Below are 25,526 nucleotides of genomic sequence, written 5' to 3'. Positions count from 1 at the left end.
CATGCTCGGATTCCTGTTGAACCGCCTCTGGCAAAGCGCCGTGTTGCTGGTGATCGTCTCGATCATCGGCTTCGCGGTGCTGAACCTTATCCCCGGCGGGCCGCTTTCCCAGTTCGCGCTGGACCCGGGGATGACCCAGGCCGATATCGACCGGATCGCGGCGCAGATGGGCCTCGACCGGCCCATTCTGGTGCAGTATTTTGACTGGGCGTGGAAACTGCTGCAAGGCGACTGGGGCCACAGCTTCCGCGATGGTGCGCCGGTGCTGGACGTGATCCGGCGGCATCTGTTCGCCACGCTGCTGCTGATGGGCTCTTCCACCGTGATCGCCATCGGCCTTGGCACCTGGATCGGCATTCGCGGTGCCACGCATCGCTATTCGATGTTCGATTATGCCGCGACAATCGGCGCGATGGTGGCGCTGTCGATCCCTACCTTCTGGTTCGGCCTTGTCGGCATCTATGTCTTCGCGCTGCAGCTCGGCTGGGTGCCTGCGGGCAATATGTATACGATCGGTGACCGCTCGGTGCTGAACTACCTGCACCATCTGATCCTTCCCAGTTTCGTGCTGGCACTGGTCAATATCGCGGTCTGGAGCCGCTATATGCGCTCAGCCACGCTGGATGTGATCAATCAGGATTTCGTCAACACCGCCCGCGCCAAAGGCGTGACGGAGCGCCGTGTGCTGATGAAACATGTGGTGGGCAACGCGCTTTTGCCGATGATCACGCTGGCGGGGATGCAGCTTCCCAGCCTTCTGAGCGGCGCACTGATTACCGAGACCGTTTTCACCTGGCCCGGCATGGGGCGGCTGTTCCTCGATAGTCTTGGATACAGCGACTATCCGGTGGTGATGGGGCTGCTGATGTTCTCGGCCATTCTGGTTCTGGCGGGCAATCTGATCGCCGATATCATCGTCGCCGTTGTTGACCCCCGCATTCGTCTGGGCTGAGCCCGTCACCTCGCTTCCGGACAGGAGTATCCCATGACCGCAATCGCCCAGAATGCAGCCCCTCCGCGCTGGTGGCAAAGCCGCGCCGTGCGACGGTTCAGAAACCACAAGCTGGCGATGATCGGCATGGTGATGATCGTGGCGCTGACGCTGGCCTGCGTCTTTGGTCCCTGGCTGCTGCCGCATGATTCGCTGCATATCAACCTGCGCGCGCGCTTCTCGCCGCCGCTGACGGATGATTACTATCTGGGCACCGACCCGCTGGGCCGCGACATCGCGGCGCGGCTTCTGATGGCCGGGCGGATCTCGTTGCTGGTCGGCTTTTTCGCGATGGTGCTGTCAACGCTGATCGGCACGGTTATCGGCGTGATCGCCGGGTATCGCGGCGGCTGGATCGGGGCGGCGCTGATGCGGCTGGTGGATGCGTTCCTGTCGTTTCCGTCGATCTTTCTGTTGCTGGCGCTGGCGGCGCTGCTGAAACCCAGCCCGGTGATGATCACCATCATCATCGCCGTGACCAGCTGGATGGAGGTTGCCCGCATCGTCGAGGCCGAGGTCCGCAGCCTGCGTGAGCGCGAGTTTGTGCAGGCCGGGCGCATGCTGGGGCTGAGCGGCGTGCATATCATGTTCCGCGAGATTCTGCCCAATGCCATGGGACCGATCATCGTTGCCGCCACGCTGACGGTTGCCCGCGCGATCCTGCTGGAGGCCTATGTCAGCTTCCTTGGCTACGGCATCCAGCCGCCGCTGCCCAGCTGGGGCAACATGCTGAACGGGGCGCAGCAATATCTGGCCTCGGCTCCATGGCTGGCGATCATTCCCGGCATTGCGATCACCATTGCCGTGACCAGTTTCAATTTCATCGGCGACGGCCTGCGCGATGCGCTGGACGTGCGCAGCGACCCCATGTGAGCGACCATGACACTTCTGGCGAATATCGACACCGCGCGCGGCACAAAGCTGCGCGACATGCTGGCCGGGCTGGTGCCTGAGCAGAGGGTGGTGCTGGCGGATGACGGGTATGACCCCGCCACCATCCGCCATCTGCTGACATGGAAGATCCCCGAGAACATGGCGCAGATGACCGCGCTTGAGACCGTGTTTTCCGTGGGTGCGGGTGTTGATCAGTTCACCGGCATCCGCCTGCCCGATGGCGCCAGACTGGTGCGGCTGGTGGCGCCGGGGCTGGTGGCGATGATGCAGGAATATGTCACGCTGGCCGTGCTGGGCCTGCACCGTGACTTGCCCGCCTATATCGCCCAGCGACAGGCGCAGGTGTGGAAAATGGCCTCGGTCCCGCCCCCTGCCACCGAACGCCGCGTCGGTGTGATGGGGCTGGGCGAGCTGGGCAAAGGCGCGCTGGCGGCGCTGAAGCCCTTCGGCTTTCCGCTGGCGGGATGGGCGCGCGGCCCGCATGCGATCGACGGGGTGGAATGCTTCCATGGTGCGGGTGGGCTGCATGCGTTCCTTGCGCGCACCGATATCCTTGTATGCCTGCTGCCGCTGACCCCGCAGACAGAGGGCATTCTGAACGCGGACCTGTTCGCAAAACTGCCGCGCGGGGCCGCGCTGGTGCAGACCGGGCGCGGGCGGCAACTGAACCAGAGCGATCTGAGCGCGGCGCTGGAGGCTGGCCAGATCAGCGCCGCCGTTCTGGATGTCACCGACCCTGAGCCGCTGCCGCAGGGCCACCCGTTCTGGAGCGATCCGCGCATCATCCTGACCCCGCATATCGCCTGTATCACGCAGGTCGAAACCCTTGCCCCTGCGATCGCGGCCAACCTGTCGCGCCACGCGCAGGGCCAGCCGATGCAGGGCGAAGTCATGTTGGAGCGGGGTTACTGATGGCCGTCGATCTCGCTGCATTTGAGCTGGGTTATGACATCCCCGCCCTGCCCGGCATGAATGAGGCCGAGGTTCACACGCCCTGTCTGCTGCTGGACCTCGATGCACTGGAACGCAACATCCGCAAGCTGGGTGATTACGCCCGCGCGCGGGGCCTGCGCCATCGCAGCCATGGCAAGATGCACAAATCCGTCGATGTGCAACGCCTGCAACAGGATCTGGGCGGCGCGGTCGGCGTCTGTTGCCAGAAGGTCAGCGAGGCGGAGGTCTTCGCACGCGGCGGCATCACCGACATTCTGCTCTCCAATCAGGTGCGCGACCCGCTCAAGATTGACCGCCTCGCCCGCCTGCCCCTTCTGGGTGCGGCGCTGACCGTCTGTGTTGACGATGTGGCCAATGTCGCCGGGCTGTCGGCGGCAGCGCTGCGCCACGGCACCCGGCTTGACTGCTATGTCGAGCTGGATTGCGGGGCGGGGCGTTGCGGCGTCTCCACCCCGGCTGAGGCCTTGGCCATCGCCCGCGCGATCTCCGCCGCGCCGGGGCTGCGGTTTACCGGGTTGCAGGCCTATAACGGCGCGTTGCAGCATCTTCCCACGGCGGCAGAGCGCGCACTGGCCTTCGCCACCGTCGAACAGATTGTGCGTGAGACCATCAAGGTGCTGAAGGGCGCAGGGTTACCCCCTGAACAGGTCTCCGGCGCGGGTTCGGGCTCCTATTACCTTGAGGCAGAATCGGGCCTTTTCACCGAATTACAGTGCGGATCCTACGCGTTCATGGATGCGTCCTATGCGCAGATCGAGGGCGAAAACGGCGTGCCACTTGGTCAGACGTTTGAACCGGCGCTGTTCCTCCTGACCGCGATCATGAGCAAGGCACGCCCCGGTATCGCGGTGTGCGATGCCGGTCTCAAGGCGCAGTCGACCGATTCCGGCCTGCCGGCAATCCATGGTCAGCCCGGACTGCGCTTCACCGCCTGCAACGACGAGCACGGGTTGATCGCCGATCCTCAAGGGACACTGGCGGTCAATGACCGGCTTCGGCTGGTGCCCGGCCATTGCGACCCCACCTGCAACCTGCATGACTGGTATGTTGGCATGCGGGGCGATGTTGTCGAATGCCTGTGGCCGGTTTCCGCGCGCGGAAAGTGCCTCTGACCCCTCGCGGGCAGGCTCAGAAATGCCGGGGATACAGCGCGCGGGTTCCGGCGATCACCGTCTCGAATGCTTCGCTGACGGAGTAGGGTGCCTCAAGGGTCATGAGATCCAGCCACACCCCTTCAATCATGATCCGGATCAGCCGGGCGGTCTGCTCGGCGCAATGGGTATAGCCGTGCTGGCCGTTCATCGCGGTGCAAAGCTCAACCAACGTGGCGTTGTAGAGCGCGTCATTGGCGCCGCACCGGGCCTGATAGAGCGGGCGGCTCTGACTTTCACCCCAGAAGGCGCACCAGGCTGACAGCCGGGCCGGGGTGCAGACAGCCTCGGCAAAGTCAGCCCTGATCATTGCAAGGATCTTCTCTTCCGGCGCACCGCCCGCGCTTTCCAGCGCGGCCTGCCAGTTGACGCGATACTCCTCTGCCAGAAAATCAAGCGTTTCTGCCAGAAGATTCTCTTTTGACTGGAAATGGAACAGCACCAGCCCGTGGCTGATTCCCGCCCTTGCGGCCACATCCGTAACCGTCATCCGTGAAAACCCGCGCTCTGCCAGCGACTGGATCGTGGCTTCGATCATCTGCAGGCGCCTTGCGTCGCGGCTTTGCGTGCGAGGCGGCGAAGGCGGCGAAGGCGGCGGGGATGAGGGTGTTGCGGTATCGGTCATGGGCCTGTCCGGTCTGGGCCCCCCTTGTTTAGCGGGCATCATGGGGGACACAATCGCAAAGATTTGATTGACAGTCCAGTCAGTCGAATGTCAGGCTGGGGCATCGGTAGCAGCATTGTGAGATTTCATGACCTCCTTGCCCACACGGACCCTCACCCGATCGAACGCCCAGTTTCAGCGTGCCGTCAAAAGACTGCCGCTCGGGGTGGCTTCAAGCTTCCGCTACTGGGGCGAGGACCGGACGATCTATGTGCATCACGGCAAGGGCGGGCGAACCTGGGATATCGACGGCAACACCTATGTTGATTACCGGCTGGGCTATGGCCCGGCGATCCTTGGCTATGCGGATGACCGGGTCGATGCCGCGGCGCGCAAGGGGATGGAGGTGGGCGGCGTCTTTGCCCTTTCCACCGAGCGCGAACTGATCGTGGCCGACCGCATCGCCAGCATGGTCCCGGCGGCGGAGCTGGTGCGCTTTTCCAACTCCGGCACCGAGGCGGTCATGGCCGCCCTGCGTCTGGCACGCGCCTATACCGGGCGCGAAAGCTATCTCCTGGTGGAGGGAGGGTATCACGGCCTTTTCGATGCAGCCATGTGGATGTCCGACATGGACGGATGGGACCTCAGATCAAACACCGATCCGGAACTGGTACCTTATGGCAAAGGCGTCCCGCCGACAGTCAGGCAACTGGCGCATATCACCCCGATGAATGACTTTCAGCGGCTGGAGGACATGTTCAGACGCCATGGCGACAGGCTTGCCGCCATGCTCATCGAGCCGATTCAGGGCAATTGCTGCTCCATCATGGCGCAGACCGCTTATGTGCAGCTCGCACGCGCATTATGCACGAAATACGGCGTCATGCTCATCATCGACGAGGTGAAATCAGGCTTCCGTGTCGGCAAAAGCGGCATTCAGGGGCTCATGGATGTGCAGCCTGACATCACCACCTTTGCCAAGGCTGTCGCCAATGGTTACCCGATCGCGATTGTGGCGGGCCGCGAAGAGGTGATGCGCATGTTCCGCTATGGCGGGGCAAGCCATGGCGGCACCTTTACCGCGCATTCCGTCAGTCTTGCGGCTGCCGAGGAATGCCTGTGCATTCTGGACGAGACACCGGCGCTGGAAACCCTTGCGAACTACGGCGAGCGGCTCAAGACCGGGATCTCGCAAATCCTCGACGCCCGCCGGATCGTGCATTCGTTCACCGGGCATCCGTCAATGTTCGGCCTGTTCTTTGCCGAAACGCCCCCTGACAATTACCGCGACTGGAAGCGGTCCGACTATTCTTTCTATGATCAGATGGCCCGTTTCCTGCACGATCTCAACGTCATCGTGGAGCCCGACAGCCGCGAGCCATGGTTCATGTGCGAGGCGCACGGGCTGGACCCCTCCTGCCTGACCGACACGCTGAAAGCCGTGGAGACAGCGGTCGATCTGACGCTTGAGCATATCGGGAACAAGGCAAAAGCACAGTGAGCTATGATGCGCTGATCATCGGGGCCGGGCATAACGGGCTGGTGACCGCCTGCTATCTTGCCCGGGCCGGGCTGAAGGTGCTGGTGGTCGAAAAGAACGACTGGGTAGGCGGGGCGGCAGTGAGCCGCGAACTTTACCCCGGCTTCACCTATTCGAACTGCTCTTACGTCAGCAGCCTGTTCCGCCCCGAGATCATGCGCGATCTGGATCTCCCCAGGCACGGGCTGCAGATACTGCCCTATGAGGGTGGGGCGTTGTTCACCTCTGACGGCGGATATCTGGGGATGTTCCGGAACCACGAGGCGAACCGGCGCGAATTTGCCCGCCATTCGAAGCGCGACGCCGAGGCCTATGACCGCTACGCCCGTGACATCCTGCGCAACTGCCGCCTGATCCGTCCCATGCTGATGCGCCGCCCGCCCGACCTTGCATCGTTCCGGCCGCGCGACCTGTCAGAACTCGCATGGCTGGGCCGCCAGATCACCGGCCAGTCAGAAACGCAGATCTATGAGATGCTGCGGTTCTGGACCATGTCCATCGCCGATTTTCTGGACGGGTATTTCGAAAACCCGGCGGTGAAGGCCTATCAGGCGGTCGGTTCGGTCATCGGCACAGCGCTGGGGCCCATGTCGCCCGGCACGGCCTATGTGCTTCTCCATCACGCGATGGGCGATGTGGATGGCAATGTGGGGTCATGGGGTTACTCGCGGGGCGGGATGGGCGGCATTACCCGGGCGCTGAGCGCGAGCCTGCACGCATCGGGCGGCGAAATCCGCACGGGCGCAGGGGTTGAGCAGATACTGGTGAAGAACGGCCGCGCCGAGGGAGTGGTTCTTGAGGGGGGCGCGGAAATCCGCGCCGCGCGCGTCATCTCGAACATGGATGTGCGCCGGACCTTCCTGAAACATGTCGAGGAAAGCGCGCTTCCCGGCGATTTCGTCAAACGGGTACAATGCTTCAAGACGCGCGGTTCCTCCGGCAAACTGAACATCGCGCTGGACGGGCTGCCGCGGTTCTCCGCCCTGCCCGAAGATGCGCCCAACATCAGGGGTGATCTGCATTTCACAGATTCCATCGAAAGGATGGAAGCCGCCTACGATGACTGGAAAGCCGGGCAGTTTAGCCGCGATCCGTTTCAGGATATGATGATCCCCACGCTCATCGACCCGTCGATGACCCCGCCGGGCAAGCATTTCATGTCCTGCTTCGTGCAATATGCACCCCCTAGGATTGAAGGCCGCGACTGGACGGATGCTGACCGCGATGCCTTCCGCGATGCCTGCCTTGACCAGATCGAGGCCCATGCGCCGGGGTTCAGAAACCTGATTCTGCATGTCGAGGTACGCACCCCGCGCGAATTGGAAGCCGAAGTCGGACTGACCGAGGGCAACATCTTTCAGGGCGAACTGACCTTTGACCAGATGTTCTTCAACCGCCCCGTTCCGGGCTATGCGAACTACCGCTCACCGATCCGGGATCTGTGGATCTGTGGTTCGTCCACGCATCCCGGTGGCGGCGTGATGGGGGCGCCGGGGCGCAATGCGGCGGCAGAGATCTTGCGCGACATGAAGACCCCCGCGAAAGACATGAGCGACGCCTATGCCCTCGTCTGACACCATCATCATCGGCGGGGGGCCGAACGGTCTGGCGGCGGCATACCGGCTGGCCTCGGGCGGCGCAAAGGTCGTGGTGCTTGAAGCGGCGTCGCACCCCGGCGGAGGGGCGGGGCTGGCGCATCTGTCCTACAACCTCGATCCGCGCGTGGAAAAGGCGATGGGTCTGTCGCAGCACGGGCTGACATGGCTGAACCCCTCTCTGGCAACCACCGCGCTTTCTGCTCAGGGGCAGCATCTGCGGCTGGAAGGTGCGGTGGGCGCGCGATTGTCGGGCGGGATCAGCACCGAAGACCGCCTGGCATGGGAAACGCTGCGCGCCCGTCTGCTACGGTTCGCTGCCGTGCTCGCGCCCCTCAACCAGATGACCCCGCCGCGCATTGCCCGGGGCACCGGAAACCCCATGGGCAAGCTTGCCATGATCGCGCTGAGGGCAAGGATGATGGGCGCGAAGGACTTCCGTGAACTGGGCCGGATCCTTCTGACGAATGTGCATGACCTGCTGGATGATGCGCTTTCTGACCCGTTGCTGAAAGGGGCACATGCCTTTGATGCCACGCTTGGCGGCTGGCTCGGCCCGCGCTCTCCGAACTCGGTGCTGCCCTGGCTTGTCCGCCTGTCCGGGCAGACAGAGGGTGTTCAGGCCGCCCTTGGCCTGCCGAAAGGCGGCATGGCGGCGCTGGGGGCTGCGATGGCCCGCGCGGCGGCGGCGAGGGGCGTAAGCCTGCAATGTGACGCGCGGGTGGCGCGCATTCTGATCGAAGGGGAACGGGTTGTCGGGGTTGCGCTGGAAGGCGGCGAGGAAGTCCGCGCAGACCGCGTCGTCTCTGCCATCGCGCCCGCAACCACACTCCTCAGCCTAGTCGGGCCACGCCATCTGGATGCCGGCCTGACCACGCGGGCGCGCCAGCTGAAAGCACGTGGCGGGGCGGCGAAGCTGCACCTTGCCTTGCGCGGCCTGCCGGATTTCAGGGGCGCAGATATCAAAGACCGCCTGCTCATCGCGCCGTCAGAGCATGCCGTGGAGCTGGCCTTCAACCCGGTGAAATATGGCCAGGTGCCTGAACGCCCGGTGATGGAAATCATGATCCCCAGCGCATATGAACCGACGCCTGATGGCCTGCACCACCTCTCTGCCATCGCCCAGTTCGCCCCCCACAACCCCGCAGACAAAGATGGTGCACGCGCCGCGATGCTGGCGGCATGCCTTGCGCAGCTTGAGGCCCATGCGCCGGGAATCGGCCAACTGGTGGACAGTGCAACGCTGCTGATGCCTTACGACATCGAGGCCATCTATGGCCTGCCCGGCGGGCAATGGCATGCCGGTGAGCTGAGTGTCGAACAGATGCTGTTCCTGCGCCCGCTGCCCGGAATTGCACAATACAAGGGGCCGGTGCCGGGCCTCTGGCTTGCTTCGGCCGGGTGTCATCCCGGCGGGGGTGTCTCAGGTACGGCGGGCTGGAATGCCGCCCTCGCTATGGAGGCGGGACAATGAGCGCGCTGACCCATTTCGAAACCCCGCTTCTCAAGACGCCCTTTCACCCGAGGACCGAGGCCGCAAACCGGCTTTTGGCCTGGGGAAACTGGGCGGGCTATGCAACGGCGCTCACCTACGAAGACCTCGCGATGGAGCATTCGGCCATCCGCAACACCGCGACCGCCTATGACCTTTGCCCGATGATCAAATACCGGATCGAGGGGCCTGAGGCCGCCGACTACCTGAACCGGCTGACGCTGCGCAATGTTGCGAAACTGTCGGTGGGCGGCGTGCAGTACACCGCATGGGTCAATGACGCGGGCCATCTGCTGGATGACGGCACCCTGTTCCGGCTGGCCGCCGACCGCTATCGCCTGTGCTGTCAGGAGCGCCATCTGAACTGGTTGTCCGACAGCGCCCACGGCTTTGACGTATCCATCACCGAAGAGACCGAAGAGATCGCCGCGCTGTCACTGCAAGGCCCGACTTCAGCCGAAGTCCTGCGGCTTGCGGGCTTTGCCATCGACGGGCTGAAACCCTTCCGCATGGCAGATTATTCCTTGGGCAGCGGGCAGCTCATGATTTCGCGCACCGGGTTCACCGGGGATCTGGGCTACGAGTTGTGGACATCGCCCGGTCAGGCACTGCCGCTCTGGGATCTGCTGTTCGACGCCGGAACGCTGCACGGGTTGCGCCCCATCGGATCAGATGCCCTGAACATCGCCCGGCTTGAAGCGGGGTTCATCATCACCGGGCAGGATTTCACGCCCGCCGACATCTGCCTGCGCGAAGACCGCCTGCGCACGCCGCTGGAAATGGGTCTGGGTTGGCTGATCGACTGGGAAAAGGGCCACTTCACCGGCAAGGCGGCGCTTCAGCGTCAGCGGGCAACAGGCACCGGATGGTCCTTCGTCGGGCTGGAGATTGACGGCAACATCCCGGCTGAAGGGGCAATCCTGTATCGGGACAGAAAGCACGAGGTCGGTGTGGTCACCGGGGCCTGCTGGTCACCGGCGCTGAAGAAGAACATCGCGCTGGCGCAGATCCGGACGCAGCATGCCCATGCCCTGAGCTTGTGGGCGGAAATCTACGCCCTGCGGGAATTGCATTACGAGAAGCTGATGATGCATGCGCGGGTCGTCGAGCGGCCCTTTTTCACCCACGAGCGCCGCCGTGCCACACCGCCGGGAAGGTTCTGATGGCACAGCCCGGCCCCCACCCGCTGTCACCGCGCCTTGATCATTGCCCGCGCGGGCTGCCGCGCGACGCCTATCTGGACCCGGGCTGGTACGCGCGGGAAATGACCACCCTCTTTGCCCGCCACTGGGTGATGGCCGGTCGGGCGGCGGATTTCCCCGCTGGCCGGATGCGCCGGGTCATGGTGGGCGAGGCGCCGGTGATCGTGGTGCGGGATGCCGGCGGCAAGCTTGCGGCCTGGCACAACTCCTGCCCGCATCGCGGCTCGGAACTGTGCCGCTCGCCGGACGAAGCGGTCAGCAGGCTGATCCGCTGCCCCTATCACGCCTTCGCCTTCGCCGCTTCTGACGGGCGGCTGGTATCAACGGGCCATGCCGTGCCGAGCGCGGATTTCGACACATCCGCCCACGGCCTGAAACCCGTCTCTCTGAAACTCTGGAACGGTTTCGTGTTTCTGAACCAGTCGGCCAACCCCGGCCCGCTTCACGCCGATGTGGACCTTGGAACCCTGGACAACTGGCCGATGGACAGCCTTGTCACCGGCCATCGCTGGGAAGTGGAAATCGCCTGTAACTGGAAGGTCTTCTGGGAGAACTATTCGGAATGCCTGCATTGTCCCGGCATCCATCCTGAGCTTTGCGCGCTGGTGCCGGTCTATGGTCGTGGCATCATGACCGCACCCGAGGCAGCGGGCTGGACTCCCGAAGAATCCGCGCCCCCTGCCCTGCGGCATGGCGCAGAAAGCTGGACCGCAGACGGCGCTCCCTGCGGGCCGGTTTTCCCCGGCCTGACCGGGGCCGAGCGGCAGGCAGGCTTCAGTTTCGTCACCCTCTGGCCCTCGGCCTATGTTGTCGCGCATGTGGACCATGTCCGCTCGGTGCGGATTGTGCCGAGCAATCCGGAAAGGACCACCCTTGTCGCCGAATGGCATTTTCCCGCCGAAACAGCTTCCCAGCCGGGGTTTGACGCCGCCACGGTGGCGACTTTCGCGAAACGCGTGATGGCGCAGGATGGTGAGGCCTCAGAGATGAACCATCGCGGCATCCGCTCGCCCGCGTTCAGTGCCGCAAGGCTGATGCCCGAAGAATACGAGATCCACCGCTTCCACCAATGGATTCAGGCCGAGATGGAGGGCGCGCCATGACGAAACTACCCTATCCGACAATCGACGTTCCCAAAAACTGGGACCGGGGCGGGCTTCCCGCCTGGACCTATCACTCACCGGCACTGTTCGCGCTGGAGCGAGAGAAACTCTTTCTGACCCATTGGCAGATCGTCGGGCATGAATGCGACCTGCCCGAACCCGGCGACTGGCTGGCGTTCGATCTGCTGGGCGAGCGCGCGGTCATCATGCGCGGGCAGGACGGGGTGATACGGGCGTTCCATAACCTGTGCCGCCACCGGGGCGCGCGGGTGGTGGACGGCGAGACGGGGAATTGCAGGGGTGCCATTGTCTGCCCCTTTCATGGCTGGGTCTATAACCTTGACGGCAGCCTGCGCGGTGCAGCACAGCCCCGGTCCTTCGGCGCGATGAAGCGTGAGGATTTCGGGCTGAAACCCATCGAGATGGACAGCTTTCACGGCTTCCTCTTCATCCGCTTCTCACCCGGGCCACAACCGGGGATCGCCACGCTGCTCGCCCCCTTTGACGCCGATTTCGCCAGCTACCGGGTGCAGGATCTTGTGCCGGTCAGCGTGCCCAACCGGGCCAGTGACCTGCCCGTCAACTGGAAGTCGGTGCGGGATGTCGACAACGAGGGGTATCACGTTGCCCTTGCCCATCCCGGCCTGCAGGATCTTTACGGGCGTACCTACCGTGACCTGTATCTGAAAAACGGGCTTTCCATGTCGATCGGGTGGTATGGCGATACGCCCGGGCGGCTCTGGTCGGTGCGCAATTATACCCGGATATCGCCCGAACGGACCGACCTGCCCGGGCATCTTCAGAAAGCATGGAGCTATTACGGCTTCTTCCCCAACTCGGTTTTCACCATGACGCCGGAGGGCGTGCAGTTCTACCACGACATCCCGCTGTCCGAGGGTATGACGCGCCTTTCCGGTCGCAGCTATCGCTGGCCGCATGAGACGCGGCAGCAACGGCTTGCGCGCTATCTGGCCTATCGGATCGACCGGGACACATCAGTCGAGGATCAGCAGCTTTCGATCTGGTCGAACGAATCGATGATGTCCGACGCCTTTGAGGGTTTCCACCTGTCCGACCTGGAATACGGGCTGCGGCGCCATCATGACGGGCTGCGCCGCATCCTGCCGGTGATGTCGCTGGCGGTGGCCCCGCCCGAGGATCAGATCGCGGCACGAAACGAAGAAATGTCTTGTCCGGTTCAGGGGCGGGCATAAGCTGACTGTAAAATCAATCACAACAGAACAAACGGGGAGAATGCCATGAAACTGACCCGACGCCATACCCTTCTCGGGATGGGTGCAGTCCTTGCCACACCCTATGTCCGCCCGTCCTGGGCCCAGGCCGGGCGCGTTAATGTCTATAACTGGTCCGATTATATCGGCGAGACCACAATCGAGGATTTTGAACGCGAGACCGGGATCGGGGTGATTTATGACCTCTATGCCTCATCCGAAGAGATGCAGGCAAAGATGCTCGCCGGGTCCACCGGCTATGACGTGGTGCTGATGGCGGGCCTGTCGATGCCCGAGTTCATCCGCGCCGGGGTCTATCAGCCCATTGACCGCGCCAGGCTGACCAACTGGGGCAATCTTGACCCCGATATCCTGAGCATCGTCGATGGTTATGACCCCGGCAACCGCTATGGGGTGCCCTACATGTGGGGCTCGGTCGGGTTCACCTACAACCTTGCGATGGTGCGGGAGCGCCTGCCCGACGCAGACCTGGAAGCGCTTGAGACCATCTTTGACCCGGTCAATGCCGCCGCGCTGGCCGATTGCGGCTTGTCGATCCTCGACAGCCCTTCAGACATCGGGTTCATGGTGATGAGCTGGCTGGGCATCGACCCCTCCACCGCAGGCCCCGCCGAATACCAGCGCATGGCCGAGGCTTTCGCGCCGATCCGGCCATACATTGCCACCTTCGATAACGCCAATTACCTCACCGCCCTTCCCAATGGCGAGATGTGCGCGGTCAACAGCTGGTCAGGGGATTACGGCGTTGCCGCCGCCCGCGCCGCCGAGGCCGGGATCGACATTGAACTGGCCTATTTTGTTCCCCGCACCGGGGCGCCTGCGTGGTTCGACCTTTGGGCAATGCCTTCGGACGCGCCCCATACGGACAATGCCTATCGGTTCATCGATTACATGCTGCGGCCCAAAGTGATTGCCGATTGCACCAATTACACCGGCTATGCGAATGCCAACGCCGCCGCGATGCCGTTCCTTGACCCGGATATCGCCGCCGATCCGGCCATCTATCCCGATCCCGAAACCCGGGCGCGGATGTACACCACGCAGCCGCAGACCCCTGAGCAGGAACGCGAGCTGACCCGCATCTGGTCTACCATCAAGGCGGGCTGAAATGACCGGGGACGCGTTCATCGAAATCGACGGCGTATCCAAGAATTTCGGCAGTTTCCCCGCAGTCCGGGATGTATCGCTGACCATCGCGCGGGGCGAATGCTTTGCGTTGCTGGGGGCATCGGGCTGCGGCAAGACCACACTTTTGCGGATGCTGGCCGGGTTCGAATCCACCAGCGCGGGCAGCATCCGCATCGACGGGCTGGACATGGCCGGAGTGCCGCCCTGGAACCGGCCCGTGCATATGATGTTCCAGTCCTACGCGCTGTTTCCGCATATGAGCGTGGCGCGAAACGTCGGCTATGGCCTGCAGCATGAGCGGATGAGCCGGGCGCAGCGCAGCGCGCGGGTGGCCGAGATGCTGGATCTGGTGCAGATGACCGGCTTTGAAGACCGAAAGCCGCACCAGATCTCGGGCGGGCAACGCCAGCGCATCGCGCTGGCGAGGGCGCTGGCGCGCCAGCCCAAGGTGCTGCTGCTGGATGAACCGCTCGCCGCGCTGGACAAGAAGCTGCGCGAGCAGACCCAGTTCGAGCTGATGTCGATTCAGGCGCGCACCGGCGTCACCTTTGTTGTGGTCACCCATGATCAGGAAGAGGCAATGACGCTGGCCGACAGGCTGGCGGTGATGGACAAGGGCGCGGTGCGTCAGGTGGGCCGCCCCGGTGAGGTCTATGAAAACCCCAACTCGCGCTATGTTGCAGGGTTCCTGGGCACGATCAGCCAGTTCGACGGGCGCGCCGGCCGCTCCGTCAACGGCATTCTCACCCTCGACGTGCCTGACTTCGGAAGGTCCGTGCAGGTGGCATGCCCTCTCGACACCCGCCCGGGCGAGGCGCTGACCCTTGCGTTGCGCCCCGAAAAGCTGCGCCTGACCCGCGAACGGCCCGAGGGGCCGAATGTGATCCCCGGCACGGTGCGCGATCTGGCCTATTTCGGCAAGGACAGCCTCTATCGCATCAACCTGCCCTCAGGCGCGCTGATCAGCGTGCATGCCGTCAATGCCCGGCGCGGCGCCCAGACGCCTGACTGGGACGACAGCGTCTGGGTCTCGTTCGACCCTGACGCCGCCATCCTGCTGAAGGACTGACGATGGCCCGCCTTGCGCACCACCTGTCCCTGTGGTTCGACCGGCGCGGCTGGCGTGATCTGATCATCGGGGTGCCGTATCTGTGGCTGTTGGTACTGTTTCTGCTGCCCTTCGCCATCGTTCTGGCGATGAGCTTTGCCACCCGCACGCCCAGTGTGCCGCCCTTCGGCTTTGGCGGCGACAATCCGGTGATCAATCTGGAGGGCTATGCTCGGCTGTTCACGGATCCGCTGTATATCCGCAGCTTTCTGACATCGCTGCTCAACGCGGCACTGGCGACCGGATTCTGTCTGCTGATCGGCTATCCCATGGCGCTGGGGCTTACGCGTGTCAGCTCTGGCTGGCGCGGCATCCTGTTGATGCTGGTGATCCTGCCATTCTGGACCTCGTTTCTGCTGCGGGTCTATGCCTGGATGGGGCTGATGGGCCGCAACTCGTGGTTCAACGGACTGCTGACCGATCTGTGGAACGTGATGACCCCGGAAGGCTGGGCAGTCAGCCATGTGCCGATGATGCACACAAATTTCGCGGTCGTGCTCGTGATGGTCTATACCTATCTGCCTTTCATGATCCTTCCGCTTTACGCCAATCTTGAGCGGCTGGACCGCGCGCTGGATGAGGCGGCGATGGATCTGGGCTCGCGCCCGTTCCGGGTGTTCCGGGATGTGACACTGCCACAATCGGTGCCCGGCATCATCGCAGGCGGCCTGCTGGTTTTCATTCCCGCCGCCGGTGAGCTGGTCATTCCCACGCTTGTCGGCGATGCGCGCATGCCGATGATCGGGCGGGTCATCTCGGACGAGTTCAGCGCCGCGCGCGACTGGCCGATGGCCTCGTCGGTGGCGGTGGTGCTATTGCTGCTGATGGTGGGGCCAACCATCCTGTTTACCCGGTACAGTGCCAAAGCCGATGGCACTACGCCGGAGGAGGCGCTGAAATGAACCGCCGGCCCGTCTTTCTGATCACCATGCTGTGCTTCGGCTTTGCCTTCTTCTACATCCCGATCCTGTCGATGATCGTCTACAGTTTCAACGGGTCGCGGCTGGCAACCGTCTGGGGCGGGTTCTCGATACGCTGGTACCAGTCGCTCTGGACCAACCGTCAGGTCTGGGAGGCGGTGATCCTGTCGCTGAAGATCGCCTTTGTGTCGGCCACGGGGGCCACGATCCTGGGCACGATGGCGGGAATCGCGCTGGCCCGGTTCCGGCGCTTTCGCGGGCGCACCGTGTTTTCGGCGATGGTGACGGCCCCGCTGGTGATGCCCGAAGTGATCACCGGCATCGCCACGCTGATGCTGTTCATCCTGATGGCGCAATGGATCGGCTGGCCGGGCCAGCGTGGGTTTCTGACCGTGACACTGGCGCATATCACCTTCTCGATGGTCTTCGTGGCGACCGTGGTTCAGGCGCGGCTGTCCTCGGCCGACCGTGCGATCGAAGAAGCGGCCATGGATCTTGGCTCGCGTCCCTGGCAGGTGCTGCGCGACATTACCCTACCGGTGATCTCGCCCGCGATTCTGGCCGGCTGGCTGCTGGCTTTCACGATCTCGCTGGACGACGTGGTGATCACCTCGTTCACCACCGGACCGGGCAACACCACCTTACCCCTGCTGATCTGGTCAAAGGTCAAGCTGGGCGTGACCCCTGATGTGAACGCATTGGCCACATTGATTGTGGTAACGGTGGGCATTGGCGTGGCACTGGCCGGGTTCATCCTGCACCGCGCCGAAAAGCGCCGCGCGAAGGATGCGCAGCTGGCCTATCGGGGCGGGAAATGAGCGGGCGTCTGGGCCTGCCGCTCGGCAGCGCGGGCACGGGGCGCGCGCGCTACGCCCGGGCCATGGCCTGTCATGTCAAGGGGCAGATCAGCGACGCTCAGCTTGAAGCCTACCGCGTCGCTGCCGCCAGCGACTCCAGACCGCCCGCGCCCGAATTTGCCGCGCGCGGCCTGCCCGTTCCGCAAGACCTGCCCGGGGACGGGAGCAGCGGGCCGGGCATCCTGCTGGATGAAATCAGCGGCTATCTGCGCGCCCTGCCCGGCCCCGGTGTGGCCGAAGTGCGCGCGGGCCTCGCCGCCGCACGCCGCCATCGCACGGTGAAAGCCGCAGCGCCCATGCACAATGCCGTGGTCGCGGCGCATCTGCCCGCAGCCCTTGCCGCGCTGAAACCTTACTATCCGGCACTCGCAGGCGCCATCACCGCAGCCGCGCCGCATCTGGGCTGGTGTAGCTATGACGCCTACGACCCTGCCCTGATCGGCGGGGCTTTTCGCCGCGGCCATGCCTTTGCCTCGCTCATCGGTGCGGAAGGGGGATTGCCGGAGGTGGATTTCGACATCGGCCTCTTCCTGATCGCACCGCAGGTGTTTTACCGCGATCACCACCACCCCGCGCCCGAGCTTTACGCGCCCCTGACCGGCCCGCATGGCTGGCGCTTCGGGCCCGGCAGGCCGCTGGTCATCAAACCCGCGCACCAGCCGGTCTGGAACCCTGCCGGACGGCCGCATGCCATCAAGGTGGGCGCGGTGCCCCTGCTCTGCCTCTATGCCTGGACCCGCGACATCGCAGAAGCGGCCCGGGTCATTCCCGCCAACGACTGGCCCGAACTGGAGGCTCAGCACCTTGACTGAAACGCTGCTGATCAATGCCCGCATCCGCACCATGGACCCCGCCGCCCCCCATGCGAACTGGATGCGCATGCGCCACGGCGTGGTCAACGCCCTGGGCCACGGCCCGGCCCCCGCCCCCGGCGCGGCTGAGGTGATTGACGCGGGCGGGCAACTGGTGTTGCCGGGGTTTCAGGACGCGCATATCCATCTTCTGTCCGGCGGGCTTGATCTTGCCACGTCGGCCCCTCTCTATACCGAGACCAACGACGAGGGGTTGCTCGCCCGCCTAAGCGCCCATGCCAATGCCAGACCTGATCTTCCGGTCGTGCTGGGTGCGGGCTGGCAAGCCGGGATATTCGGAACGCATAACCTGAGCGCCCCGCTACTGGACCGGGCAGTCAGCGGGCGGCCCGTGATCCTCTATGACTCATCCTTTCACAACGCCTGCGTGAACAGCAAGGCCCTGGAGATGGCAGGCATCCAGCAGATGCCCGACCCGCCGAACGGCCATATCCTGCGCGATGCGTCGGGCCGTGCGACGGGGATGCTGCACGAAGAGGTCATTCCCCTTGTCGCCGCCCGCCTGCCGGAACTGAGCGATGAGCATTGGATGGAAGGGCTGCGCGCCGGGCAATCCCTAGCCAATGAACACGGGATCACCGGCGTGCTTGACCCCCGGATCACCGAGCGCGAGGCGCGCATCTATGCCCGCGCCGAGGCAGAGGGCAATCTGAGCCTGCGCGTGGCCGGGGCGGCGCTGGTAACGCAGGCTGACACGCCTGAAAGCGCCGTTGCCCGGCTGAGCGGAATGCGCAAGGCCCATCCCGGCCCCGGCTTTCATCTGCATTCGGCCAAGTTCTTCATGGACGGCGTTTTTGAGAACCGCACGGCGGCGGGGCTGCGCGCCTATGCAGATGCGGCGGGCGGCACCGCGCCCTGCATGTTCAGTGCCGCGCAGACCCGTGCCCTTTTCATCGCCCTCGATGCCGCCCGTTTTGCCCTCCACAGCCATGTGATCGGCGATGCCGCCGCCCGCCGCGCCCTTGACGGGCTGGAGGCTGCGCGCGCGGCCAACGGCGCGTGGCCAGCCCGCCACCAGCTTGCCCATCTGCAGCTTGTGGATCCCGCCGATGTTGCCCGCCTTCAGGGCCTCGCCATGGCGAATATCCAACCGCTCTGGGCAAGGTTCGACCCGGTGATCCCCGATATCGCGCTCGACATGATCGGGCGGCAGCGCTGGCCGGATGTCTATGCCTTCCGCCGGATGCTGGATGCCGGGGCGGACTGGTGCCTTTCCTCGGACTGGCCGGTCAGCAGCCTGAACCCGTTCGAGATCATCGAAACGGCGATCACCCGGCAGGCCCGGCAGATTGAGCACCCCAGGGCGCCCTTTGTGCCGCAAGAGGCCCTGAGCATCGAGGAATGCGTGCAGGGCTACACCGTTCACGCCGCCCGCGCCTGCTGGCGCGACCATTTCACGGGCATGCTGCGGCCCGGCTTTTCAGCTGACCTCATAATCCTTGACCGCGACATCTTCACCTGCCCGCCGCAGGAAATTTCCGAAACCCGTGTGCTTCTTACCCTGTTCAAAGGCTCGGTTGTCTGGCGTCAGGCGCCGTAACGCGCTCACAACGCTGTGGGGAAAGCTTCGCCACGCAGCACCTTGCCTGCTGTCAGGGGCTGGCGGTGGCGGGCTTCTCTTCCGGTTTGTGCAGCAGGCTCAGCGCGCGGCTCAATCCTTTCCCGCCCAATGGACGATGCGGCTTTCCATCAACCAGAAAACGCGATCCAGGGTGAAGCCGATCAGGGCCATGATCAGCACCGCGACGATGACGATGTTGGTTGCCAGGTATTCTGCCGCTGTCATCGCCATCCAGGCGATGCCCTCGGATGTTGCGGTCAGCTCTGCGGCGACAAGCATCGTGACCGCGATGGAAATTGACACCCGGATTCCGGTAAAGATGCCCGGCAGACTGGCAGGCATGACAATCCGCGCAAACACCGTCCAGCGGTTCGCCCCCAGAGACTGCGCTGCCTGAATCTTTTTGGTGCTGACGGAGCGGACAGCCTGCATCGAACTGATCACGATGATCGGAAAAACCGGCGCGCCGATCACGATGATCTTGGACAGATCGCCAATGCCGAACCAGATCAGGAACAGCGGCAGCAAGGCAATCTTCGGAATCGGGCGGATGGCCTGGATGGGCGGCTCAACAATTGCGCGCACCCGGTTGTTCATGCCGATCAGAAGGCCCAGCGGAACACCGATCGCAATGCAGAAGAAGAACGCCACCGAAAAGCGGTACATGCTGACGCCGACATGCTGCATCAACGTCCGGCCCTGAAAGCCGTTGTTCCACAACTGTACGAAGGTTTCGACCACACGCTGCGGCGAAGGCAGAAACAAGGGGCGGATCACCGGATCCCAGGGGCCCATTCCGGTCGCCAGCGCCCAGGTGCCCAGAATCACAAGGAAAGTGGCCAGGGTCAGCCAGCGATCATGCAGTCGGCGCTTGCGACGGGGCGGGGCGGTATCCAGCGTCTGGGTTTCCGATGCGGCGTAACTGTCGCTCATTTACACCTCCTCCTTGTTGGCGTCCTGGCCCAGAAGATGGATGATCTGGCGCTTGGCTTCGACAAAATCGGGGGCCACCGTGATCAACGGATCTTTGCTTTCGTTGAAGCGGCTGCGAAACGCCGCGCGCACCCGGCCCGGCCGGGGCGACATGACAACAATATGCGTTGCCAGAAACAGCGCCTCCTCGATCGAATGGGTGATCCACAGGATGGTCTTTCCGGTGCGCTGCCACAGTTGGCGTATCTCGGCCAGAAGGGTTTCGCGCGTCTGCTGGTCAAGCGCGGCAAAGGGTTCATCCATCAGCAGAACCTGCGGATCATTGGTCAGTGCGCGGGCGATGCCAACGCGCTGTTGCATGCCGCCGGACAGTTGATAGGGGTATTTCAGGGCAAAGTCCTTCAGCCCGACCATGTCCAGCGTGGCAAGCGCCTTGCGATGCGCAAGCGCCTTGCTTTCGCCGCAGGCCCGGGGGCCGAAGGCCACATTCTCCAGCACGTTCATCCAGTTGAACAGGGCACCCTGCTGGAAAACCACGCCACGTTCGGCCCCGGGGCCCGAGATATCCTTTCCGTCAAGCCGGACCGTGCCTGTGCTCGGCGTCTCGAACCCGGCCACAAGGTTCAGCAGCGTTGTCTTGCCGCATCCAGACGGACCGACGACACACAGAAAATCGCCATCGGCAACCATCAGATCGAGCGGCACCAGCGCATGCACAGCCTCGGCACCCGTGCCAAAGGTCTTGCTCAGCCCCCTTATTGCCAGCTTCGCCTCTGTTTCCGGGCATCTGACGGCCCATTGGTAAGGTTCTATCGTCATCCGGCCAACTGCTCCGTTTCTGGCCGCCTTGCCACTGTCCCGGGCAAGGCAGCGTTCTGTCAGATCATCTGCTCGATGAATGTCGAATCGATATAGGGGCGCAGATCGGGCACACTGGTCATCTGGCCGGTCTCCACCATGAATTCCGCCTGCCGGTTCAGCGCCCGCAGAATGCCCGTGTCGGTGGCGCCCGGCAGCCCCATCCAGTCTTCAGACGCCTGTTCGGCCGGGGTCAGGGTGTGTTTGCCGTCGACAAAGCGCTGCACCAGAGCGCGATCAATCTGCATGAAATCGGTCATGGTATCGACCATGTGCTGGGGATCGGACTTATACAATTCATTGATCCGGGCGATCTCTTGCAGATAGATCAGGACAAGATCGGGGTTTTCCTCTTTGAACTGATCGCGCACCACCAGACCGTCGATCAGCAGCACGCCCTCGTTGACCAGATCGCCGGTGGTGAAAATGATCCTGCCGCCGTCATTCTCCAGCGCCATCAGAACCGAGGTCCAGATATAGGCGGCATCAATCGCACCTTGCGACCATGCCGCGACAATCGCATCTGGCCGCAGGTTCACCAGCTCCACATCGGTATTGGACAGGCCCGCACTTGCCAGGGTGGCCAGAACCGCAAAATGGACCGACGTATTGAACGGACAGGCGATACGGCGACCACGCAGGTCGGCAATGCTTTCAATACCTGACTCTTCGCGCACGATCAGTGCCTCGCTGGAGCGGATGATCTTGTGAATATAGACCATGGTGATCGGCAAGCCGTTTGCCATGCCTACAAGCATCGGGCTGGACCCCATGTTGCCTATGTCGATCGCCCCTGCGGCCATGGCGGTCAGAATTTCCGGCCCGGTCGAAACCCCCCTGAAATCCACATTCGCGATGTCGCCGAAGGCCTCCTGCATGGAGCCTGTAGCGCGCGCATAGTTCTGAGGATTGGCCGAAGAGAAATGGCTCAGCACCGCGGTTCTGGACTGCGCCCGCGCCGGTCCTGCCAGCCCAAATGGCGCAACAATGAAGCTTGCCATTCCGATATTGCCGCCGATCTTCAGAAGATCGCGCCGTGAAAAGTCTGATGGTCCGGGCATGTTTTTCTTCCTCCTGTTGGGTCAGTGCAAACGCAGGTTGAATTTTTCAGGCGTATCCGGTGGTGCCTGACTGTGGGGTGGGCATATCGGAGCGGCTTTGCGCAATCGCGGCGCGCAGATCGGCAATGTATTGCCCGCGCGCGCTTTCATGCAGCAGCGACATCATCAGATGAATCCCGACGGGCCGGCGGGTCATGCTGACCAGCCAGTCTTTCTGCATCATCGCGGCTGCAACATTCATCATGTCATGTCGGCGCGAGCCGAAGTTGATGAGGGTCATGTCGGGCTTTGCCCAGAACTCCATCCCCTCGATGGCGGTGATGTCGGCGATATAGGCGTCGGTCATCGCGGCCATGCGCGCAGCGGCCTTGCGATAGCCCTCGGTGCCCAGATGGTTGAGCACCGCCCAGGCGGCGGCCACCGCCCCGGCCGGGCGCGTGCCCGCCAGTGTGGCGGTGCGGAAAACGCCCGCGGGCCACTGATCTGCAACGAAAACCGAGCGTTCCTGATCCGCAACATCCCGAAAGAACACCGTTGAGGCAGGCTTGGGGCAAAAGCCGAACTTGTGCAGATCCGCCGAGATTGAGCGCACACCGGGCAGGGCAAAGTCGAACGCGCGGAGGGGCGCACCGTTCATCTGATAGAACGGCAGGATCCAGCCGCCGACGCAGGCATCGACATGCAGCCAGACCCCGCTTTCCAGCGCGATGGCGGACAGCGCATCGATCGGATCGATGACGCCATGCGGATAGCACGGCGCAGAGCCCACGATCAGCATGGTGTGATCGTCGATCAGAGCGCGCAGCGCCTCTGGATCTACGCGTTTGTCTTCGGTCAGTGGCGCGCGACGGATTTCCAGATCCATGACCTGCGCTGCCTTGTCAAAAGCGGCATGGGCGGTGTCAGGCATGACCATGTTCAGCCCGTGGCGTGGCGCACCGGCGCGGGCGCGATGGCTCTCACGTGCCGCCTTCACCGCCAGAAAGATGCTTTCGCTGCCACCGGGGGTAAACACCCCTTTCGCGCCCTCGGGGGCGTTCAGCAGGTCAAGCCCGTAGTCCAGCACCTCGCGCTCCATCCGGCCGATGCCGTGAAAGGCCCGCCCGCCACCGAGAGCATTCTCGACAAAGAACATTGTATAGGCTTTCAGACCGATCTCCTGCGTGGTCGCGTCGTTCTTGAAAACGAACATCGGCGCACGGCCGCCCCGCCAGTCGATATCCTTCGCGGAAAAATCGGCCATGCGCTGGCTGATATCCTCCCACTGGGCACCGCCCGCCGGAAAGGACGCCCTTTCTGTCCCACCTGTCATCCCGCAGTTCCTTTCTTGCTTGGCGTTCCGCCATTTCCGGCCTTTACCCGCCCGACAGCGCCTGGACGGCGCCCCAAAGCAGCGTCTGCAAGGTTGTTCTCAGCCGCCGGGCGGAGTCGGGGCCTCCGGCACACGGCAGGCGATCACCCCGGCGTCGCTCAGTGCTGCAATGCGCGCGGCGTCATAGGCCAGCACGCCGCGCAGTACAGCGTCGGTATCCTCCCCCAGCATCGGCGGAGCTTTGGGTGTGTGATGTCGTTGTGCGGCGAGGCCATGCGCGGGCCCGACCAGCGCAACTTCGCCAAGCTCCGGGTGCTGAAGCCGCTGGACAAGACCCCGCGCCGCTACCGTCGGACTGTTCAGCGCCTCGGCCACAGACTGCACCCGGCCTGCCGGAACGCCCGCAGCCAGACAGGCATCCAGCCAATACTGGCAGGGGCGCCGGGCCAGTTGCGCCGCCATCATCGGCAACAGCGTGTCGCGGTTGAGCGCGCGCTCATGCGCAGTCAAGAAACGCGCATCCGCCGCCATTTCGGGCACCTCGATCACCTTCTGGCAAAAATCGCGGAACATCCGGTCATTTCCGATGGCCAGGGCAAAGCTGTCATCCGAGGTCTCGAAAATCTGGTACGGCACGACCGTCGGATGGGCATTGCCATACCGCTGAGGAACGACCCCGGCATTCAGATAGCCGGTGCCCACATTGATCAGCAGGTTGAGCGCGGCATCGAGCAACGCCACATCAATCAGCTGCCCCTGTCCTGTGATGGTGCGCTGATGAAGCGCGGCCAGAATGGATTGCGTGGCGACCATGCCGGCAACGACATCGGTAAAGGCAACACCCAGACGCTGCGGCGGCCCGTCGACCTGGCCGGTTATCGCCATCAACCCGCTCTCGGCCTGCATGATGAAATCATACCCGGGCCGGTCGCGCTCGGGACCGGATTGCCCGTAACCGGATATCGAACAATAGATCAGCGCCGGATTGATGCGTTGCAGCGTATCATATCCCAGCGGCGGTTCGTTCTGTCAATAGTGTGGAAATTAATTCCACTTTCAGTGATACTACTGTCTACCCTTTGGTAAACACCGAGAAAGGACAATGGCTTATGCGCAAACGCCAGATCAATCCGGACGAGCCGTCCGAAGGAGGAAAGACCAATAACGCGGTGTCACTGATCCGGGGACTTGCGATTCTGCGGGCGTTTGGCCCCGGCGACAGCACGCTGGGGAATCAGGAACTGATGGAACGGACTGGCCTGCCCAAGGCAACAATTTCCCGTCTGACGCAAGCGCTGTCAGAACTGGACTATCTGCATTACGACAGCGCGCTGGGGCGTTATTCCATCGGTTCAGCGACCATATCGCTGGGCTATTCCAGCCTCAGCGCCATGCCGGTCGTGCATATGGCGCGCCCTCTTCTGCAACGGTTGGCCGACGAGACAGGCGTTGCCGTGGCCCTCGGCACACGCGAGGGATTTGAGATGCTGTATCTTGCGAATTGTCACGGGGAGGGGCCCGTCAGCCTGAAACTGAACGTGGGTTCGCGGACACCGATTCTGAAATCGGCCATGGGCCTTGCCTATATTGCCGAGATGCAATCCGAGCCGCGCGACGCCTTGCTGAAGAAACTGATCGACCGCGAACCGGAACAGGAATCCGCCATCCGGGCGCTGGTCGAAGCCTCGCTCGAATGCTATCGGCGCGACGGTTATGTGGGCGCCTATGGAACCTGGTTCAGCTATATCAACGCGGTCGGCACAGGCTTTCGGCCCAGTGATGGCTCTCCGATCGTCGCGCTTACCTGTGGTGGGATCGTCGACATCCTGCCGCGTTCCCTGTGCGAGACGCAGATCCGCGAATGCCTGCTCAGGACAGTTGCTGATCTGAAGGCGCTTCTGGAAGGTCGCCAGGAAGCAGGCACTGTCATTATCTCGGGCGAGAATGATGCCGGGGGTGCGGGCACCGCGAGCTGATGCGGGCCAAGGCTAGGGCGATGACGGAAACCGCCAGACGGCCTTGCCTTTTGACGACCTGAAACTGCCTGTGCGGCAGGGGGGCAGCATGCCTTTCCAACACCATCCTCTGCTGGTCGCGCAGATGCCTTGAGCGCAGCGCTGCAAGACCCCACCTCTGC

The 25,526-nt window shown here is 63.5% G+C and carries 23 protein-coding genes; 17 read left to right on the top strand and 6 right to left on the bottom strand.

Annotated elements, in window-relative coordinates:
- The first annotated feature begins 1 nt into the window (after position 1).
- The 4 genes from V7Q53_RS00190 to V7Q53_RS00175 are packed head-to-tail and all read left to right on the top strand — an operon-like array spanning position 2 to position 3,951.
- On the top strand, positions 2 to 952 hold the full coding sequence (locus tag V7Q53_RS00190; protein ID WP_333826334.1) for an ABC transporter permease: 951 nt from the start codon (positions 2 to 4) through the stop codon (positions 950 to 952).
- A gap of 33 nt (positions 953 to 985) precedes the next feature.
- On the top strand, positions 986 to 1,864 hold the full coding sequence (locus tag V7Q53_RS00185) for an ABC transporter permease (RefSeq protein ID WP_333826333.1): 879 nt from the start codon (positions 986 to 988) through the stop codon (positions 1,862 to 1,864).
- A gap of 6 nt (positions 1,865 to 1,870) precedes the next feature.
- Positions 1,871 to 2,797: a 2-hydroxyacid dehydrogenase gene (locus V7Q53_RS00180; RefSeq protein ID WP_333826332.1), complete on the top strand. Its 927-nt coding sequence runs from the start codon at positions 1,871 to 1,873 to the stop codon at positions 2,795 to 2,797.
- A complete protein-coding gene (locus tag V7Q53_RS00175) occupies positions 2,797 to 3,951 on the top strand; it encodes a DSD1 family PLP-dependent enzyme (RefSeq protein ID WP_333826331.1) in 1,155 nt (384 codons plus the stop codon). The genes V7Q53_RS00180 and V7Q53_RS00175 overlap by 1 nt, the downstream gene beginning before the upstream one ends.
- A 16-nt stretch (positions 3,952 to 3,967) precedes the next feature.
- On the opposite strand, the gene V7Q53_RS00170 is transcribed toward V7Q53_RS00175, so the two are convergent.
- The gene (locus V7Q53_RS00170; RefSeq protein WP_333826330.1) at positions 3,968 to 4,528 is read right to left on the bottom strand and encodes a TetR family transcriptional regulator; all 561 of its coding nucleotides are present in this window, start codon (positions 4,526 to 4,528) and stop codon (positions 3,968 to 3,970) included.
- A 214-nt stretch (positions 4,529 to 4,742) separates the two neighbouring features.
- Between V7Q53_RS00170 and V7Q53_RS00165 the strand changes: the two genes are divergently transcribed.
- The 12 genes from V7Q53_RS00165 to V7Q53_RS00110 are packed head-to-tail and all read left to right on the top strand — an operon-like array spanning position 4,743 to position 19,204.
- Positions 4,743 to 6,095 (top strand): aspartate aminotransferase family protein, encoded by a 1,353-nt coding sequence (locus V7Q53_RS00165; protein ID WP_333826329.1) that lies wholly within the window; start codon positions 4,743 to 4,745, stop codon positions 6,093 to 6,095.
- Entirely contained in the window at positions 6,092 to 7,708 is a 1,617-nt protein-coding gene (locus V7Q53_RS00160; protein WP_333826328.1) for a phytoene desaturase family protein, read from the top strand. The genes V7Q53_RS00165 and V7Q53_RS00160 overlap by 4 nt, the downstream gene beginning before the upstream one ends.
- On the top strand, positions 7,695 to 9,203 hold the full coding sequence (locus V7Q53_RS00155; RefSeq protein WP_333826327.1) for a phytoene desaturase family protein: 1,509 nt from the start codon (positions 7,695 to 7,697) through the stop codon (positions 9,201 to 9,203). Before V7Q53_RS00160 ends, V7Q53_RS00155 begins: the two co-directional genes overlap by 14 nt.
- Positions 9,200 to 10,384, top strand: a complete 1,185-nt coding sequence (locus V7Q53_RS00150; protein ID WP_333826326.1) for an aminomethyltransferase family protein — start codon at positions 9,200 to 9,202, stop codon at positions 10,382 to 10,384. The genes V7Q53_RS00155 and V7Q53_RS00150 overlap by 4 nt, the downstream gene beginning before the upstream one ends.
- Entirely contained in the window at positions 10,384 to 11,526 is a 1,143-nt protein-coding gene (locus tag V7Q53_RS00145; protein WP_333826325.1) for an aromatic ring-hydroxylating oxygenase subunit alpha, read from the top strand. The genes V7Q53_RS00150 and V7Q53_RS00145 overlap by 1 nt, the downstream gene beginning before the upstream one ends.
- Positions 11,523 to 12,740 carry an aromatic ring-hydroxylating oxygenase subunit alpha gene (locus V7Q53_RS00140; RefSeq protein WP_333826324.1) on the top strand — a complete coding sequence of 406 codons (1,218 nt, stop codon included), beginning with the start codon at positions 11,523 to 11,525 and terminating at the stop codon, positions 12,738 to 12,740. The genes V7Q53_RS00145 and V7Q53_RS00140 overlap by 4 nt, the downstream gene beginning before the upstream one ends.
- 45 nt (positions 12,741 to 12,785) lie before the next feature.
- On the top strand, positions 12,786 to 13,886 hold the full coding sequence (locus tag V7Q53_RS00135; RefSeq protein WP_333826323.1) for a polyamine ABC transporter substrate-binding protein: 1,101 nt from the start codon (positions 12,786 to 12,788) through the stop codon (positions 13,884 to 13,886).
- A 1-nt stretch (position 13,887) separates the two neighbouring features.
- Positions 13,888 to 14,976 carry an ABC transporter ATP-binding protein gene (locus V7Q53_RS00130; protein WP_333826322.1) on the top strand — a complete coding sequence of 363 codons (1,089 nt, stop codon included), beginning with the start codon at positions 13,888 to 13,890 and terminating at the stop codon, positions 14,974 to 14,976.
- Between the two features lie 2 nt (positions 14,977 to 14,978).
- Positions 14,979 to 15,917: an ABC transporter permease gene (locus V7Q53_RS00125; RefSeq protein ID WP_333826321.1), complete on the top strand. Its 939-nt coding sequence runs from the start codon at positions 14,979 to 14,981 to the stop codon at positions 15,915 to 15,917.
- Positions 15,914 to 16,753 (top strand): ABC transporter permease subunit, encoded by an 840-nt coding sequence (locus tag V7Q53_RS00120; RefSeq protein WP_333826320.1) that lies wholly within the window; start codon positions 15,914 to 15,916, stop codon positions 16,751 to 16,753. Before V7Q53_RS00125 ends, V7Q53_RS00120 begins: the two co-directional genes overlap by 4 nt.
- Positions 16,750 to 17,604, top strand: a complete 855-nt coding sequence (locus V7Q53_RS00115) for a dimethylsulfonioproprionate lyase family protein (protein ID WP_333826319.1) — start codon at positions 16,750 to 16,752, stop codon at positions 17,602 to 17,604. Before V7Q53_RS00120 ends, V7Q53_RS00115 begins: the two co-directional genes overlap by 4 nt.
- Complete coding sequence (locus V7Q53_RS00110; RefSeq protein ID WP_333826318.1) at positions 17,597 to 19,204, top strand: amidohydrolase; 1,608 nt, start codon at positions 17,597 to 17,599, stop codon at positions 19,202 to 19,204. The genes V7Q53_RS00115 and V7Q53_RS00110 overlap by 8 nt, the downstream gene beginning before the upstream one ends.
- A 111-nt stretch (positions 19,205 to 19,315) precedes the next feature.
- On the opposite strand, the gene V7Q53_RS00105 is transcribed toward V7Q53_RS00110, so the two are convergent.
- The 5 genes from V7Q53_RS00105 to V7Q53_RS00085 all read right to left on the bottom strand — a co-directional run bounded on the left by V7Q53_RS00105 (position 19,316) and on the right by V7Q53_RS00085 (position 24,403).
- The gene (locus V7Q53_RS00105; RefSeq protein ID WP_333826317.1) at positions 19,316 to 20,158 is read right to left on the bottom strand and encodes an ABC transporter permease; all 843 of its coding nucleotides are present in this window, start codon (positions 20,156 to 20,158) and stop codon (positions 19,316 to 19,318) included.
- Positions 20,159 to 20,977 (bottom strand): ABC transporter ATP-binding protein, encoded by an 819-nt coding sequence (locus tag V7Q53_RS00100; RefSeq protein ID WP_333826316.1) that lies wholly within the window; start codon positions 20,975 to 20,977, stop codon positions 20,159 to 20,161. It lies immediately after the preceding gene.
- 59 nt (positions 20,978 to 21,036) lie between these two features.
- On the bottom strand, positions 21,037 to 22,077 hold the full coding sequence (locus V7Q53_RS00095) for a taurine ABC transporter substrate-binding protein (protein WP_333826315.1): 1,041 nt from the start codon (positions 22,075 to 22,077) through the stop codon (positions 21,037 to 21,039).
- A gap of 46 nt (positions 22,078 to 22,123) precedes the next feature.
- Positions 22,124 to 23,389: an aminotransferase class V-fold PLP-dependent enzyme gene (locus V7Q53_RS00090; protein WP_333826314.1), complete on the bottom strand. Its 1,266-nt coding sequence runs from the start codon at positions 23,387 to 23,389 to the stop codon at positions 22,124 to 22,126.
- Positions 23,390 to 23,488: 99 nt separating this feature from the next.
- The gene (locus V7Q53_RS00085; RefSeq protein ID WP_333826499.1) at positions 23,489 to 24,403 is read right to left on the bottom strand and encodes a CaiB/BaiF CoA transferase family protein; all 915 of its coding nucleotides are present in this window, start codon (positions 24,401 to 24,403) and stop codon (positions 23,489 to 23,491) included.
- Positions 24,404 to 24,498: 95 nt separating this feature from the next.
- Between V7Q53_RS00085 and V7Q53_RS00080 the strand changes: the two genes are divergently transcribed.
- Positions 24,499 to 25,365, top strand: coding sequence for an IclR family transcriptional regulator (locus tag V7Q53_RS00080; protein WP_333826313.1), 867 nt, complete (start codon positions 24,499 to 24,501; stop codon positions 25,363 to 25,365).
- The last annotated feature ends 161 nt before the right edge of the window (positions 25,366 to 25,526 follow it).

Origin of the sequence: Pararhodobacter sp. (assembly GCF_036802785.1) — a bacterium.
GTDB lineage: Bacteria > Pseudomonadota > Alphaproteobacteria > Rhodobacterales > Rhodobacteraceae > Pararhodobacter.
This window is presented reverse-complemented; position numbering and strand designations above follow the sequence as displayed.